General features: G+C 50.0%; 8 protein-coding genes. 7 read left to right on the top strand and 1 reads right to left on the bottom strand.

All coding sequences use genetic code 11. The features are described 5' to 3' along the window. The first annotated feature begins 21 nt into the window (after positions 1 to 21). From ACNPM8_RS17875 to ACNPM8_RS17845, 7 genes are all read left to right on the top strand, one after another. Positions 22 to 1929 (top strand): glycosyltransferase family protein, encoded by a 1908-nt coding sequence (locus ACNPM8_RS17875; protein ID WP_448940361.1) that lies wholly within the window; start codon positions 22 to 24, stop codon positions 1927 to 1929. Continuing rightward, the gene (locus ACNPM8_RS17870) at positions 1916 to 3097 is read left to right on the top strand and encodes a glycosyltransferase family 4 protein (protein ID WP_448940360.1); all 1182 of its coding nucleotides are present in this window, start codon (positions 1916 to 1918) and stop codon (positions 3095 to 3097) included. Before ACNPM8_RS17875 ends, ACNPM8_RS17870 begins: the two co-directional genes overlap by 14 nt. Beyond that, positions 3094 to 4845, top strand: coding sequence for a glycosyltransferase family 4 protein (locus ACNPM8_RS17865; RefSeq protein ID WP_448940359.1), 1752 nt, complete (start codon positions 3094 to 3096; stop codon positions 4843 to 4845). The genes ACNPM8_RS17870 and ACNPM8_RS17865 overlap by 4 nt, the downstream gene beginning before the upstream one ends. A gap of 151 nt (positions 4846 to 4996) precedes the next feature. Beyond that, positions 4997 to 6280 carry a UDP-N-acetyl-D-mannosamine dehydrogenase gene (gene wecC / locus ACNPM8_RS17860; RefSeq protein ID WP_448940358.1) on the top strand — a complete coding sequence of 428 codons (1284 nt, stop codon included), beginning with the start codon at positions 4997 to 4999 and terminating at the stop codon, positions 6278 to 6280. After that, a complete protein-coding gene (gene wecB, locus ACNPM8_RS17855) occupies positions 6273 to 7472 on the top strand; it encodes a non-hydrolyzing UDP-N-acetylglucosamine 2-epimerase (RefSeq protein WP_448940431.1) in 1200 nt (399 codons plus the stop codon). Before wecC ends, wecB begins: the two co-directional genes overlap by 8 nt. Before the next feature lie 459 nt (positions 7473 to 7931). Next, the gene (serA, locus tag ACNPM8_RS17850; RefSeq protein ID WP_448940357.1) at positions 7932 to 9527 is read left to right on the top strand and encodes a phosphoglycerate dehydrogenase; all 1596 of its coding nucleotides are present in this window, start codon (positions 7932 to 7934) and stop codon (positions 9525 to 9527) included. A gap of 185 nt (positions 9528 to 9712) precedes the next feature. Beyond that, positions 9713 to 12076, top strand: a complete 2364-nt coding sequence (locus tag ACNPM8_RS17845; protein WP_448940356.1) for an accessory Sec system protein Asp2 — start codon at positions 9713 to 9715, stop codon at positions 12074 to 12076. A 189-nt stretch (positions 12077 to 12265) separates the two neighbouring features. Here the strand turns inward: ACNPM8_RS17845 and ACNPM8_RS17840 are convergent, their stop codons facing one another. After that, the gene (locus tag ACNPM8_RS17840; RefSeq protein ID WP_448940355.1) at positions 12266 to 14944 is read right to left on the bottom strand and encodes a bifunctional glycosyltransferase/CDP-glycerol:glycerophosphate glycerophosphotransferase; all 2679 of its coding nucleotides are present in this window, start codon (positions 14942 to 14944) and stop codon (positions 12266 to 12268) included. Between the last annotated feature and the right edge of the window lie 2 nt (positions 14945 to 14946).

The raw sequence follows: 14946 nt of genomic DNA, 5'->3' as shown, positions 1-14946 counted from the left end.
CAAGAGAAAGTTTAGAAATAGATGGACATCGATTCACTGCGCAGAGGTCTATGGCATTTGCGCAGGGGCGGGCTGCCGCAATTCAAGAAGTGGCAGCGCCGCCAAGCGTTGGGGCTCAATCCTTCAGTACCTTCGAAGCGGAAACGAGGACAAGCCCACGTTGGAAGCGGCCGCGCCGGTCTGGCCGTTAATAAGGGGCGTGCCCGCACACCTATTCGTGTAGCTGCCATTCTCGACGATTTCAGCCAGGTCGCGTGGGGTGCGGAATGGAACCTTGGATTGGTGACGCCCGAGAACTGGCAACAACAACTTCGAACCGAGAACTTCGAATTGCTATTTGTGGAGTCTGCCTGGAACGGCAACAACGGCGCATGGCAATATCATCTCACCGGACCGTCGGCACCGCGAGATGCCGTGGCACAGATGGTTAGTGGATTCAAGGACGCGGGAATCCCGACAGTGTTTTGGAATAAGGAAGACCCACCGCACTATGCTGACTTTTTGGAGACAGCTAAGCTCTTCGACGCGGTTCTGACTTCTGATTCACGGAAGATTGAGAATTACCGTGAAAATCTCGGCCACGACCGGATCGCAGTACTGCCGTTTGCTGCCCAGCCCGAAATTCACAACCCGGTTCGGACACGGTCTGTAGACCCGAAGGGCGTTGCTTTCGCTGGCATGTATTTCGCCCACAAATATCCGGAACGCCGCGAGCAATTGCAGCTCCTGCTCGATGGGGCACGTGATGCAGCTCAGCATGGGGGAGAACCAGTATCAATCTTCTCCCGTCAACTGGGTAATGACCCGAATTATCAGTTCCCTGATCCTTACGCGCAGTTAGTTATTGGCTCACTACCCTATGATCAGATGGTCCTCGCGTACCAGGATTTTGTTGCATTCTTGAACGCAAATTCGGTCATTGATTCGCCAAGCATGTGTGCGCGAAGAATCTTCGAAATTTCTGCTTGCGGTACACCAGTGGTGTCTGCTCCGAGTGAAGCTTTGTCCACCTATTTCGCAGCTGATGAAGTCTTCGAGGTCGTTGACGTCGAACAGGCTTCCCAAACCTTGAGGATGCTTGCGAGGAGCAGAGAGCAACGTGACAGAAGCGTCCATCTGGCGCAACGTCGAATCTGGATGAACCATAGCTACGCCCACCGTAGCCAGAACGTCTTGAGCCTAGCCGGTCTGGACCAGTATGCAACGGATGCAACGGCAAATAAGTTCTCCATGGCTGCTAAAAGAAATGTGAGTGTCATAGCAGCTACACGACGACCTGAGCAGCTTGCCCACATGCTCTCAACGATCGGTGCGCAAACCGATGTTGAGCTACAACTGATACTGGTGTCCCACGGATTCCAGCCAGAGCGGAAAATCATTAGTGAAGCGCTGGAAAAAGGAAACTTTAGAGACGTTGTAACGGTGAACGCGGATAGCAAGTTGAGCTTGGGCCAGTGCTTGAACCTGGGCATTGAACGCAGTGGTGGCGACTTTGTTGCCAAAATGGATGATGACGACCTTTACGGTTGCTATTACCTTGCTGATCAAATCAATGCTTTGAGATTTAGCGGAGCAGACCTTGTGGGTAAACAGGCGCACTATATGTACCTCGAAGGAACCAATCGGACTCTTCTTCGTATGGCAGACCGCGAGCATCGCTTTACAGATATTGTCATGGGACCGACGCTATTGGGTACGCGAAATCTGTTTGAAGAACATCGCTTTGCCGATCGTAGCCGAGGGGAAGACACGGATTTCCTGAACCGCATAGGCCAAGCGGGAGCACGCATCTATTCGGCGGATCGATTCAACTTCGTGCAGATGCGCTCTGCGGGAACCGGCCACACTTGGCAAGCGAATGATCGAGAGCTCGCAGCAACCGGCACCCTTCAATGGTTTGGCAGAAATGATAATCATGTCTTCTTCTGATTCGAAGAACTTAAAAGTTCTGCTCCTTACGCATTCCTTTTCTCCGGAATTTACACCCCCTCAACGGCGATGGAGAGCTTTCACCGAGGTATTTGCTACCCAAGGCAACTCAATAAGTGTCGTCGCACCTAACCCAGGGGGCAAAGCATTTCAGATCACAGATGGTGGCATTCGACTCGTCCGATATCCGACATTTGGCAAGCCCAAGCTTTTGGTATTCAGAGCCATGCGTAGTGTGCTTCAGGCGCTGGCGTCGATTCCTGCTTGCCTATTCGTAGGCCGTCAGGATGTTGTGATTGCAACGATTCCTGCACTTAGCACCTTACTTAGCGGATTTATCATTAGCCGATTGTTTCGTTCTAAACTTGTAGTAGATCTTCGCGATTCGTGGCCGAATCTTCTTAGCGAGTCGAATATCTTGCGGTCATCCAAATTGGAACCGGTTGTCACCAAACTGATCCTTTATGTCTTAAGCCGCGCCGATTTGGTTGTGACTGTAACCCCTGGGTTGGGTGATGTCGCGCGTAAACAGGGGGCTCGACGGGTATCCGTCATTTCAAATGGCGTTGACCTGTCGAACTACACCTCCACCCTTCCCCGGGTCAGTCGTGGGGACTCCCTCCTTCACGTGCTTTATCTGGGGAATCTGGGACTGAGCCAAGGTTTAGATGTCGTGATTCGAGCAGCTGCTGAGCTTCCGTCTTCCATTCGAATTCGTTTCGTCGGTGATGGTACGGAACGGGAGCGGCTACAGAAGCTGGCCGCCAAGCTCGATGCGCCTGTGGAATTTTTGCACCCAGTTCGTGGCGAGCAAGTCCTTGAACAGTACGCATGGGCTGATACCTGCATAGTAAGTCTTCGTCCGGATTGGCCAAGCTTTGAACATACAATTCCTTCAAAGCTCTATGAACTGCTTTACTTCAATCGGCACATTACTGGGTTGGTTCGAGGAGAAGCAACGAGAATTATCCAGGAATCGAATGCCGGCCAAATTGTGCCACAAGACGTGCAAAGCTTGGTTCATCATTTGACGATCATGGGTGCTTCAAAGACTTCGCAAACCCACAATGGACAAGGGCCTCAGTGGGTTCTTGAGAACGCTTCGCTCGACCGGCTCGGCGCCAAGTATCTGAGTGAACTGACGGCCCTAGTGGAGGGTAGATCATGAATCCTGATGTGGGGTACTTCCCTGGAAATAAAGCACAAAACATGCTGAACGTGATCCGACTCATCACTGAGAACCTTTTAGACGATCCACAATATTTCTGTCTTCAAGCTGTCCGGAAATTTGCAAAAGGCCCGCAACTGAAGCGGTTGGAAAAGCTTAGAGGCGCGCCTCTCGTCGCCGGGAAAATTGACGGACTGCTCGCGCTATTGAGTGAAGATCGTGTAGCGGTGTCCGAATATATAACCTCCCAGAAGAAACAATGGACTCATTCGGCTAATGCATCACGGCTGGCAAACACCGCTATAGCAGCCCAGCTATGGGATTTGGCATCTGCCATTCTCGAATGCGCACCGGTAACCGAAGTAACTGCCAGATCAAAGGCGCGCTTGGATTTCTCGATGGGCAACCTGGATAGAGCCATCAATGTACTTTCCCGCAGCGGCAATTCGAGGTCGCGACAGCTGCGCCACTATCGCAGTGAACTCAGGGTGCTTGAGTCTTGGAATCCAGTTGCAAGTTTAAAGGAACGTGACTGGGAACTAAGTGGACCGGTGCGGGTCCTATATGTAGCAACTAATTCCCTTCCTTTTACCGCAAGCGGTTATACCCAGCGGACCCATTCCCTTCTGCTAGCGCTAAAAAGCGACAACGTCGAAGTGCACGCAGCTACGCGGGTCGGTTATCCACTATCCATTGGGCACCCCTTGGCAGAGGGAGCATCAGTGGTGGACGGAATTACCTATCACCATCTGCTTCCAGCGAATCTGCAATTCGATACAGCTGGAAGAATTCAGCAACAAACGCAGATGCTCTCAGCCTTGGTTGAGAAGCTGAAGCCAACTATCCTGCATACCACGACGGACTTCACCAACGCACTCGCAGTTCGTGCTGTTGCGAAGTCTTTTGATTTGCCGTGGGTTTACGAAGTCCGCGGTCAGCTCGCTGATACGTGGGCATCGACTCGACCAGCTTCTGCCATTGAGTCGCAGCGATACCGGCTTTTCAAGGCGCGCGAAGCGGAAATGGCTGCGAGTGCGAGCGAAGTTTTAACTCTGGGCCAAGCAATGCGTAAAAACCTAGAAGACTCCGGTGTCAGGCCGGAGAAAATAACGGTTATCCCGAACGGTGTTGGGAAACCCTATACTGATCAGCCACTGTCTGCGGTCGAAGCAAGAACCGCGCTGGGGTTGGAACCGCACGCAGAGTATTTTGGGACAGTCAGTTCACTTGTTGCCTACGAAGGTCTCGATACGCTCGTCAGGGTCATGGCTAGCCTGGCAGAACGCAGGCCAAATCTGCATTTGTTGATTGTGGGCGACGGCGTGGAGCGTGAAGTGCTAATGCGCCTGGCCCACGACCTGGGTGTGGGCGAGCGTTGTATTTTCGCTGGTCGCGTTTCGCACCAGCAAGCAGCAAAGTATCATGCAGCGCTTGATGTGTTTGCGGTTCCTCGTAAGGCGCTATCAGTAACCCGTGATGTCACCCCATTGAAACCGGTAGAAGCAATGGCCAGTGGTGTTCCTGTGCTGGCCTCCAAACTGCCGGCGCTTGAAGAACTAATTCGAGATAATGTTGATGGGGTTCTTGTCCCACCCGAAGACGTAATGGCGTGGAGTGAAGCTCTGGAAAAACTACTCATTGATCCAACGTTGAGACAACATTTGGGCCAGTCAGGTCGCAAGAATGTTTTATCCGACCGAGTCTGGACAGTTTGTTCACGCAAACTTAAGGGAATTTATTCTCGATAGTCAATCACCTGTTTACTTGCCATTAACTATCGATCCCTAGTTTTAGTGATGAGAGGTGGAACAACTGGATTGTTTCCGTCCTCAGGAAAATCAATTTGGAGCTGTTAGCAATCTGCAAGTAGCTCCCTCTAGGGAGTAGGAAGTCATCTACGTGACTGACATTAAAGAAGTATCCGTCATCGGCTTGGGCTACATTGGTCTGCCGACCGCCGCAATTCTTGCCGCAAACGGAATTCGGGTTCATGGCGTTGATGTCAATGAGCGCAACGTAGTCGCGGTAAATAATGGCGAAGTGCCGTTCGTAGAGCCAGAACTCGGTGACTTCGTTGCTCGTGGCGTGGGGGCTGGCATGCTGTCCGCTAGCTTGGAGACCAGAGCCGCAGATGCATACATTCTGGCCGTGCCTACTCCATTCAACGATGATTACTCAGCTGACCTCAGCTACATCGAAGCCGCAGCGGATGGCATTGCTCCACTGCTGACCGGTGATGAACTGGTGATTCTCGAATCCACGTCTCCTCCAGGTACCACCGAACATCTTGCCCGTCATCTGGCTGCCGCTCGCCCGGACCTGGACATGGATCAGCTTCTGGTTGCTCACTGCCCTGAGCGCGTTTTGCCTGGTTATGTCATGAAGGAACTGGTAACCAACGACCGAATCGTGGGCGGTATTACTCCGAAGGCCGCTGAGTTAGCCAAGAATCTTTACGAGACGTTCTGCAAGGCCGAGATACTGACTACAGATGCTATTACTGCAGAGATGTCAAAGCTGGTAGAAAACTCCTACCGCGACGTTAATATCGCTTTCGCAAATGAACTGTCCACCATTTCGGACAAGCTGGGTATCAATGTCTGGGAACTCATCGAGTTGGCTAACCACCACCCGCGCGTAAATATCCTGCAGCCGGGCCCAGGTGTTGGGGGACACTGCATCGCAGTCGACCCATGGTTCATCGTTGCCGCCGCACCAGAGGAGGCGCAGCTGATTCGCCAGGCACGTGTCACCAATGATGCTAAGCCGCACTGGGTCATCGCGAAGACTGAAGAGCTGATGTCACAGGCTTCTGATCCTGTAGTCGCGCTCCTGGGACTTGCCTTCAAGAAGAACATCGACGACCTTCGAGAGTCTCCGGCGCTGCAGATCGCCTTGGTCCTGGCCAAGAATAATCCAGAAACTCGATTCGTCATTTCGGAACCAAATGTTGAGCTACTGCCGGCCTCATTCGCGGCGATAGAAAACGTCGAGTTGGCAGACACTGCTGACGCTATCGAGCAGGCAGGGACTGTTGTACTGCTCGTTGATCATGATGAGTACGCAGATGTTCAGCCGGCGCAGCTCGAGGGCAAGCGGGTTATTGATACCCGTGGACAGTGGCGTTTCCGCGCACAAGGAAACAACGAAGAGCCTGACGTTTTGGAGAATATCCATGCCTAAGAAGATCATGCCGATTTACGGCACCCGTCCAGAAGCCATCAAGGTTGCTCCGATTGTCACCGCGTTGAAGAATAACGACCAGTTTGACTGCGTAGTGACAGTAACCGGACAGCACCGGGAAATGCTGGACCAGGTGAACGCCTTGTTCGACATCGCCCCTGATTACGACTTGGACATCATTGAACCTCGCCAGACATTGAACGGCGTACTGACCAAGACCATCAAGGGGCTTGATGATGTACTTGAACGCGAAAAACCAGATGCGGTGATCGTGCAGGGCGACACTACGACGTCAACAGCAGGAGCATTGGCTGCGTTCTACCGTGGCATCCCTGTAATTCATGCCGAAGCAGGCCTGCGAAGTCATGACCTGTATTCGCCGTTCCCGGAAGAGGCCAACCGCAAACTTACGAGTCAGCTGGCCGCCTTGCATCTGGCGCCTACACGAGTTAGCCGCAACAACCTGGTTCGCGAGAATCTAAAACCGGACGACATCGTGATTACCGGTAACACAGTGATTGATGCGCTGCTGACAGTAGTTGCGAAGCGTGTTGCCTTTGAAGACCAGAAGCTAGAGGAGCTGGTGGCCAGCGGCAAGCGTATTGTGCTGGTGACTACGCACCGCCGGGAGAATCAGGGCGAGCCAATGCGGCGTATAGCCAGGGCGTTGGCTCGTCTCGCCCAGGCCGAGCCAACCGTGGAGTTTGTTTTGCCATTGCACCGGAACCCGGTAGTCCGCGAGGCATTGCTTCCAAGCATCGATGGCATTCAGAACATTACTCTGACTGAACCGCTGAGCTACGGTGAATTTACTCGGATTCTGGATGCCGCCAATGTGGTCCTCACGGACTCCGGCGGCGTCCAAGAAGAAGCCCCAAGCCTGGGTAAGCCGGTCCTGGTCATGCGAGAGAACACGGAACGGCCCGAAGCCGTATCTGCAGGAACCGTGCGACTCATCGGCACGGACGAACAGCGCATCGTGGATTCGGTTAGCCAGCTTCTCAATGACCCAAGTGCTTACGCAGAAATGGCCAACGCAGTCAACCCATATGGCGATGGGTTGGCCGCAGAACGTACTGTTGCCGCGATTGCCGAGCTTCTGGGTATCGGTGCACGTATCGGTGAATTCGGAAGCATCGATTACGATGAGGCTGAAGCTGAGGGTGCAACCAAACGGCGGTTGGTCGCTTAGAACTGACAGTAGCGTTGAGGCGGACGCTACACAGAACACCGGTAAGCCCCATGAAACGGGGCAGCCGGTGTTTCGCCTATTAAGCTACGACACTGGCCATCCAGCGCAGCGCGGCAAATCAATAATCGCGACATTTGAAGCGAAGGCATCCTTGGCCGCGAAGTGAGGAACGATCAATAACGACAAGGGGATCGAGTCAGGCTTCACCAAGGGCTTAGCATGCATGAAAAATTGCTGATGAAATGCCTTTTAAGTGCAATAATGGTGGCGGTTATCTGGGTGAACGACACAGTCTATCGAATAAGTGAAAGTTTTCACAAAGTCGGCTTTTCGCTGCGTAACATGCATGAATTCGAGGGAAAACGGGGGATGCATAGCGCTACTCTGGAAATGTAGGCAGTGAAAAATAGCTGCTTCCATGCAAGCATCAGCCCAAGAAATCGCAAAGGTGCCACACCCGTGTCTGACAACAAGCCAATCGTACTTCTGGCCGAACAACTCTCCCCAGCAACCGTTGCTGCTCTCGGCCCCGACTTTGAAATTCGTCAGACCGACGGAGCTGACCGCTCCCAGCTGCTCGAAGCCATTGCCGAGGTAGATGCAATCCTCGTTCGCTCCGCAACCCAGGTGGATGCCGAAGCTATCGCCGCAGCAAAGAACCTGAAGGTTATCGCCCGTGCCGGCGTGGGCCTGGATAACGTAGACATCAAGGCAGCCACCCAGGCTGGCGTCATGGTGGTAAACGCTCCAACCTCCAACATCATCTCCGCGGCTGAATTGACCGTGGGCCACATCGTGTCCCTGGCACGTCGAATTCCTGCTGCGAACGCATCGCTGAAGAACGGCGAATGGAAGCGCAGCGCCTACACCGGCGTTGAACTCTTCGAGAAGAAAGCCGGCATTATCGGACTGGGCCGCATCGGTGCACTGGTTGCTGCCCGCCTGCAGGGCTTCGACATGGAGATTGTTGCCTATGACCCATACGTCACTCCTGCCCGTGCTGCACAGCTGGGTGTCACTTTGCTTACCTTGGACGAGTTGCTGGCTGAGGCCGACTTCATCACCATCCATATGCCAAAGACCCCGGAAACCCTGGGCATGCTGGGCAAGGACGCCTTCACCAAGATGAAGAAGTCCGCGTACGTGGTCAACGTGGCCCGCGGTGGCCTGGTGGATCAAGATGCGCTTTACGAAGCATTGAAGAATGAAGAGATTGCAGGCGCCGGCATTGACGTGTTCGTCAAGGAGCCAAGCACCGATCTTCCATTCTTTGAATTCGAAAACGTCACCGTCACCCCTCACCTTGGGGCTTCAACCGATGAAGCGCAGGAAAAGGCCGGTGTCTCGGTTGCCAAGTCGGTTCGACTGGCACTGGCTGGCGAATTGGTCCCGGATGCTGTGAACGTTGCTGGCGGCGTCATTGATGAGAACGTGCGCCCTGGTATCCCGCTGATTGAGAAGCTGGGCCGTATCTTCAACGCGTTGACTTCCGGCTCGCTGACCAGCATTGATGTTGAAGTTGCCGGCGAGATCGCTGCACTGGATGTCAAGGCCCTGGAGCTCTCGGCACTCAAGGGCGTCTTCATGGACGTTGTTTCAGATCAGGTGTCCTATGTGAATGCCCCGGTCTTGGCTGAGCAGCGTGGTGTTGCTACCCGTCTGATCACCACCCCTGATTCGCCTGAATACCGCAACCAGCTGACTATCAAGGGATCCACCAATGAGGGCACCCAGCTTGCTGTAGCGGGTACCTTGACCGGTCCTAAGCAGATCGAGAAGCTCGTAGGCATCAACGGCCACGAAATCGAAATCCCTATTTCGGATCACATGATCGTCGTTCGCTACGCGGATCGTCCAGGCGTCGTTGGCTCGCTGGGTAATGTGCTGGGGGAGCAGGGCGTCAACATTGCCGGTATGCAGGTATCGCGCGATGAGAAGAAGTCGGAAGCTTTGGCGGTCATCAATATTGATTCGGCGTTGCCACAGGGCGTTCTGGATGTCGTTGGTGCTGCCATCGGCGCAAGTGTTGCGCGAGAGATTAACCTGGCCGACTAAATCATAAAATGTAACTGTTCGACCGATTGCTAAAAAGGCTGCTGACGATTTGCATTGCGCAGATCATCAGCAGTCTTTTGAGTTGGTATCGTAGTTGTACTGCAGAAGCTTCACCAGCCACGAGAAACGGTGGAGCGAGCGAGTAAACCGTCCCCTGAAAGCTATTTTAATTAATGAGGTTATAGATGGAAAATTTAATAGTCGATGATATACAAATTGGATATAAGTTTCAAGAAGCAAAATATGATCGAAAGCACCTAATTGTAATATTTTCAGGATTTCGAAAAAAGGGAACGTTCGATTTTGAGGGAAAAGCTTTATCTAAACTGACAGCTAATATTCTTTGGATTGATGATTGCTTCGACGGCAAATACTCCTATTATATGAGGCATCGACGAGGAGAAGATCTGGCGCATAAAATAAACAAGTTCATTGAATCTAAGCTTGACGAGCTCGGACTCAATAAACACCAATGCACCCTATCGGGTTTTTCAAAAGGTGGATCTGCCGCACTTTATTATGCTGCCAGATTTGGCTACAGAAATATTGTAATTACAGTTCCGCAATTTTTTATTGGAAGATATATTACCAGTGCGTGGAATGAATGCATTACTTCTATGACACCTACGGGTTCACCAGAGGAATTGCTCGAACTCGATAACATTCTTATTAGGGAGTTAGAATATTCGAACAAAGAGAAAAATATCTACTTATTCACATCTCCTGCAGATTATCAGTACGAATCAGAAATTGTACCCAATCTCTCATTGATGAGAAAATTCGATAATTTCAACCTAATCACCTCTGAGACTCCGCTCATCACTCGCCATAATCAAGTTACAAAGTATAATGTGCCTGGAATTATAGCTATCCTTTCTCTTCTTGCTGAGGACATTCAGCCCATTATCGGTGAAATTGGAAACGGTGCAGGGCGACCTGAGCAAATTGAAGCACGAACTCCAAACATTAGTCTCGGTGAGATGCACGCTTCTGTTGAAAGTTCTTTCATACGTAATGGAAGATTATTTTTGACTGGATATGCGCTCTTTGAAAATCACGTTTCGGATACATGGGGCAGTCAGAAAAATTGGTTAGTATTCAACGGAAAAAATCATAAGATATCTTCCCCTTTAGGGCAAATATCTGATGAGAATGTTAACGGTAAATATTACAGCGAACCATTCATCAATCACTCACATGCTTCATTTGCCACAGTTGGGCATAAGGGCATTAACGTTACTGGTTTGCCGGATGGGAAGTACGAACTTAGTCTGGCTGTGGAGGTGGATGGCGTTCGAGAATCTTCTGCTCGCGATCTCGGAGCAACAGCTGACTTAACCTCTTATCATGATGGACGTGTGTACCGTTTAAGAAAAAATGACAAAGAATTTAGCCTATCAGTGGTTTCATTCAAAAATTTGTCAAACTCTGATTGCTACTTCGACCCAATTCAGAATGAGATTTTGGAGAGTAAACTTTTTCTTAAGGGGTACCTCGTTCCTCCCGGCATAGATATTGAAGATTGGAAATCGGTCCGATACTTCGTGGAGTTCAGCGAGATTTCGCGAGGTGAGAGGATCTATCGCCCAGCTGCTTGTGATCATAAGTTGGATATTGCTGAACGAACTGGCAACTTCTTTAATGATCAGTCCAAAGCCTTTTACGCCACCAAAGGCTACAAGGGTATCGAGCTATCCTCTTTGCCGCAGGGTGAATATGAAGTTAGAGTAGTGGGGCTCGCCGCTACAAGTATTTTTGCTTCGCCGAAACTGGATATCGTTGTCGATGTTCAGAAAGAACATTCGACGACAATTGACATCATTGGTGCTTGTGTCTCGCGAGATGTCTTTAACTCGAAAATTACTCCTAATTGGAGGCGTAATTTCTCAATAACTGGACAAGCGTTCCAGTCCTCATTGATTTCGCTCATGGCCCGGCCGACCCACATCGCAGATCAAAAAATATTGGATCTCGGTGAACATGATCGCCGGGTAGTGAGACAAGATTTCGCGAAGGATTATGTGGCAGCATTTGCTAAGCAGCCGCCCGAAATAATTCTTGTTGATTTCTTCACAGATTCACGATTCGGAGTGATCGGCTATGACGGTACCTGGGTAACGGACAATGACTGGAAGATTGGGAAAGCTCAGTTCTACCAGCAGATCGATCAAACTTCTAAAGTATCTATGTGGACCGATGAGTCGGCTTACCTTGATCTCTTTAGTCAAGCATGTGAGAGATTCCGCGACTTACTCGCAGGGCAAGCACCTGAAACGAAAGTTTTAGTCAATAGTACTCGGTGCGTGACTCACCACCGTGCGAATGGCGTAACGAAGGCATTCAGCAAAAAATTCGTTGATCAGCAAAATGATTACTGGAATAAACTTGAAGCTGTTTTCGTATCGATTGTTCCGTGTGAAATAGTGAAGATGGATTTCAAGGACATACTTGGAGATTCCAAGCATCTTTGGGGGCCCGGGCCAGTCCACTACGAGTCCGAGTTCTACCAGTTGCTTTACCGGGAACTGCTAGTGCGAACCAATGGATAAGAATCATTCTGAAGGCGTATCCCATAAGCGTACAGTTGCTTCCGGATACGTTCGCCATACATGTAGTTTTTAAACATGCGTGAAGGTCAAGCACATCGTGCTTGACCTTCACGCATATTACTAACGACTTGACCGCAGATTTACGGTTCTGAGTCCGTACAGGGCTCGACTAATAGAATAGCTTTTCTATTAGATGCCCTGGATAGCCTTAACAATTCGTGAGCAATTATTGGAATCGTTATTTATGAAGGTTTTCATACGACGTTCTTTATATGTGCTGTCATCGTAAGTTCTATTAGTATATGCGTAGATCGCGTCTATTGTGTCGTCGGAATTCTCAAGGACAGGGCCAAGTCCGTGAGTCTTATAGTCGAAATATCCTACACGGAAATTGTGCGTGCCTGAAAACACTTCGTCTTTATCGAATTGGTAGTAAATCGTGGGGCAACCAATAAATGAAGCATCAAATGCTACGGACGAATAATCTGTTACGAATAGGGCTGCCTCTGAAAGAAGCAGCTGCATCGAGTTCTTTGACATGTCAGCCACCTCCACATGTTTAGGGAAGGACACCGAATGGATAATTTCACGAAGCGCTGGGTGGGGGATGAATGTAATACTAGCTCCCTGTTGCTCGCAGAGTTGCCGCAAGCGTGAAGAATGAAGAACCTTCATCCATTCTGTAAAGAATTGTGTGCTTTCCAAGTACTTTTGACGTTCTTCGGGTGATTCAATTCTTGTTGCTGTGTCGCGAAGATGTTGCCGCCAAGTAGGCATAACCACGATCCGGGTCTTTCTAACCGGATCCGTCTGGTTGCTTAGATTGCGTAGCTGATCGAATCGCGCAAGGCCGACTGAAAGGACCTGGTTTCTCTTGTAAACGTATGGAGAATTTTCACCAACCAAGTCCTGTTCCTCGTCTACAGAAGAGACCGCTATTGCAGCAATGTCCTTAGGATTAAGCCATCGTGAGAGATCGTTCATGAGTACACCATGCTGCAAGAATATGAACTTGCTAGTACCTTTGTTCACCAGTTGGCGAGGGACTGGGTACATACAAGCTGCCACTGCATCAGAGGAGATGCGGAATTTCGCGTTTAGCACAGCCAAAACTAGTTCGTCGGAACCAGGCTCCAGCAATCGGAATCCTTCTTGGGAAAGACGCTCCCAATCCGACGATGTCTTTTGCAAAACGAAAACGATATTGATTTCTGGATGGTTCTGTTGGAGAAAACGGTATAGATGCTCGGCATTATCATCCGCTTTATCTGGGCGGTCCATTAGAATCCACGCGTCACGGTATTTATTCGAAACATGCTTTGCTTTGGCCATTTCGAAGAGCGCTTCTGACTTCTTGTTCGCCTGGACACGCTTAAATTTTGCTATTCGGCTTCTTACGAGAGAATTGACACCCTGATAAATTACCTTTGCAAAACTCTGGTTTGTAGAAAGCATGCGCAGATAAATGGTTTTCTTAAGGGAAAACAGCTTGCGAATGGTTCTACTTTGAATTTTACGGTGGGAGTTTCTAGTATCCTTCCAGCTAAGAACGATCTTAGAATGGTTGATGTTCGCCGCTGGGACCTTTGTTTTTGCTCTTGTAGCGTAGTATCGAACCTCATCGGCCATAAAAGTATACTTACCGCGACCGTGAGGTACAGTAATTGCACGTTCGCGGAGCATAGGTACGTCGAAGAACTTGTGCACGACGAAATTTTCAGACGTTGGTTTAAGCAACACACCATCGCACCAGACATCGATATTAGTTTCGTGATGAGGATGCTGGAGAATGGAAAAATTCGTTTCTTGCTTGGCCTCTGAAGAAGACCACTGAACGATTCGAAGTTCATTCGGTTCGCACTTGAAATAAGTGATAACCACTTGCCGTAGAGTCCACCATATGGGATTGATCCAAAATCGATTAATGGTCGCGACACTTATATATCCGAAAATTTCGCGCATAAGTTCCATGAATTCGTCGCGAAGTGTGTCGTCAATCCAAGCTGCACGAGAGTACTGTCCGGCATCTTCCTTAAAATACCAGAATATATCGTAAAGAACCATATTCTGAGCCCATGTTGGCACGTATCCATAGGTCCAATGAACTTGCTTCAGGAGATCTAAATAACCGAAACGTAGCACGGTGCTGAAGCGCTCGTGCTTAGACCAACTGCTTTGAACCAAGGAAGATGCGTCGGCGCGTTTGCGATAGTAGTATTTGGCGCGAGGTACAAGGCCTACCAATGGCTCCTCGAACTTAGACAAATAGCGGCCGAGCAAATGGGCGTCTTCAAATGTTGGTTCGATGCGAGTGTCGTACGTAAGAGAATTACTTTCTAATACTTCACGCAATATAAGAGCTGTGGCACCTAGCTGAATTATATCTGGTTCATCAACGAGGGAAACGATGCGGGTGCCGTGACGAAATCTATACTCAAGCGGATGATTATTCGACAATCGACCGTTTGCGTCATTTAAAGTCAAGATGCGAGTCACAAGCATATGGGCATTGTGTGCGCCATCAAGTTCAAGGAATTTAAGGATCTCCTCGAAATACTTGTCGTCCAGTATATCGTCTGGATCAACCGACGTTATCCATTTTCCGGTTGCATTCTCCAGGGCTACCTTTCTGGCGCTTGCTGCGCCACCATTAGCCTTATCGACTACTTTGACGTTTGGCTTATCCGAAGCCCAAATTTCAGCTAGTCGCAATGTAGAATCGGTGGACCCATCATTCACAATAATGATTTCAATCTGATCGAGGCCAGATATTTGATCATCGAATGATTGGAGCGTAGCATCTATAAATTGTTCGACGTTATATGCTGCTACGAGAACTGAGATCAAAGGATTTTTTAAAGTTGTCAACG

Source organism: Glutamicibacter sp. AGC46, assembly GCF_053543715.1.
Note: the sequence above shows the minus strand (reverse complement) of the source record. Positions and strands in the feature narration are given on the sequence as shown.

Excerpts from the sequence above, each read along its gene's own strand:
- ACNPM8_RS17875 (WP_448940361.1), top strand. The coding sequence starts at position 22 with ATGGACATCGATTCACTGCGCAGAGGTCTATGGCATTTGCGCAGGGGC.
- ACNPM8_RS17870 (WP_448940360.1), top strand. The coding sequence starts at position 1,916 with ATGTCTTCTTCTGATTCGAAGAACTTAAAAGTTCTGCTCCTTACGCAT.
- ACNPM8_RS17865 (WP_448940359.1), top strand. The coding sequence starts at position 3,094 with ATGAATCCTGATGTGGGGTACTTCCCTGGAAATAAAGCACAAAACATG.
- wecB (WP_448940431.1), top strand. The coding sequence starts at position 6,273 with ATGCCTAAGAAGATCATGCCGATTTACGGCACCCGTCCAGAAGCCATC.
- ACNPM8_RS17845 (WP_448940356.1), top strand. The coding sequence starts at position 9,713 with ATGGAAAATTTAATAGTCGATGATATACAAATTGGATATAAGTTTCAA.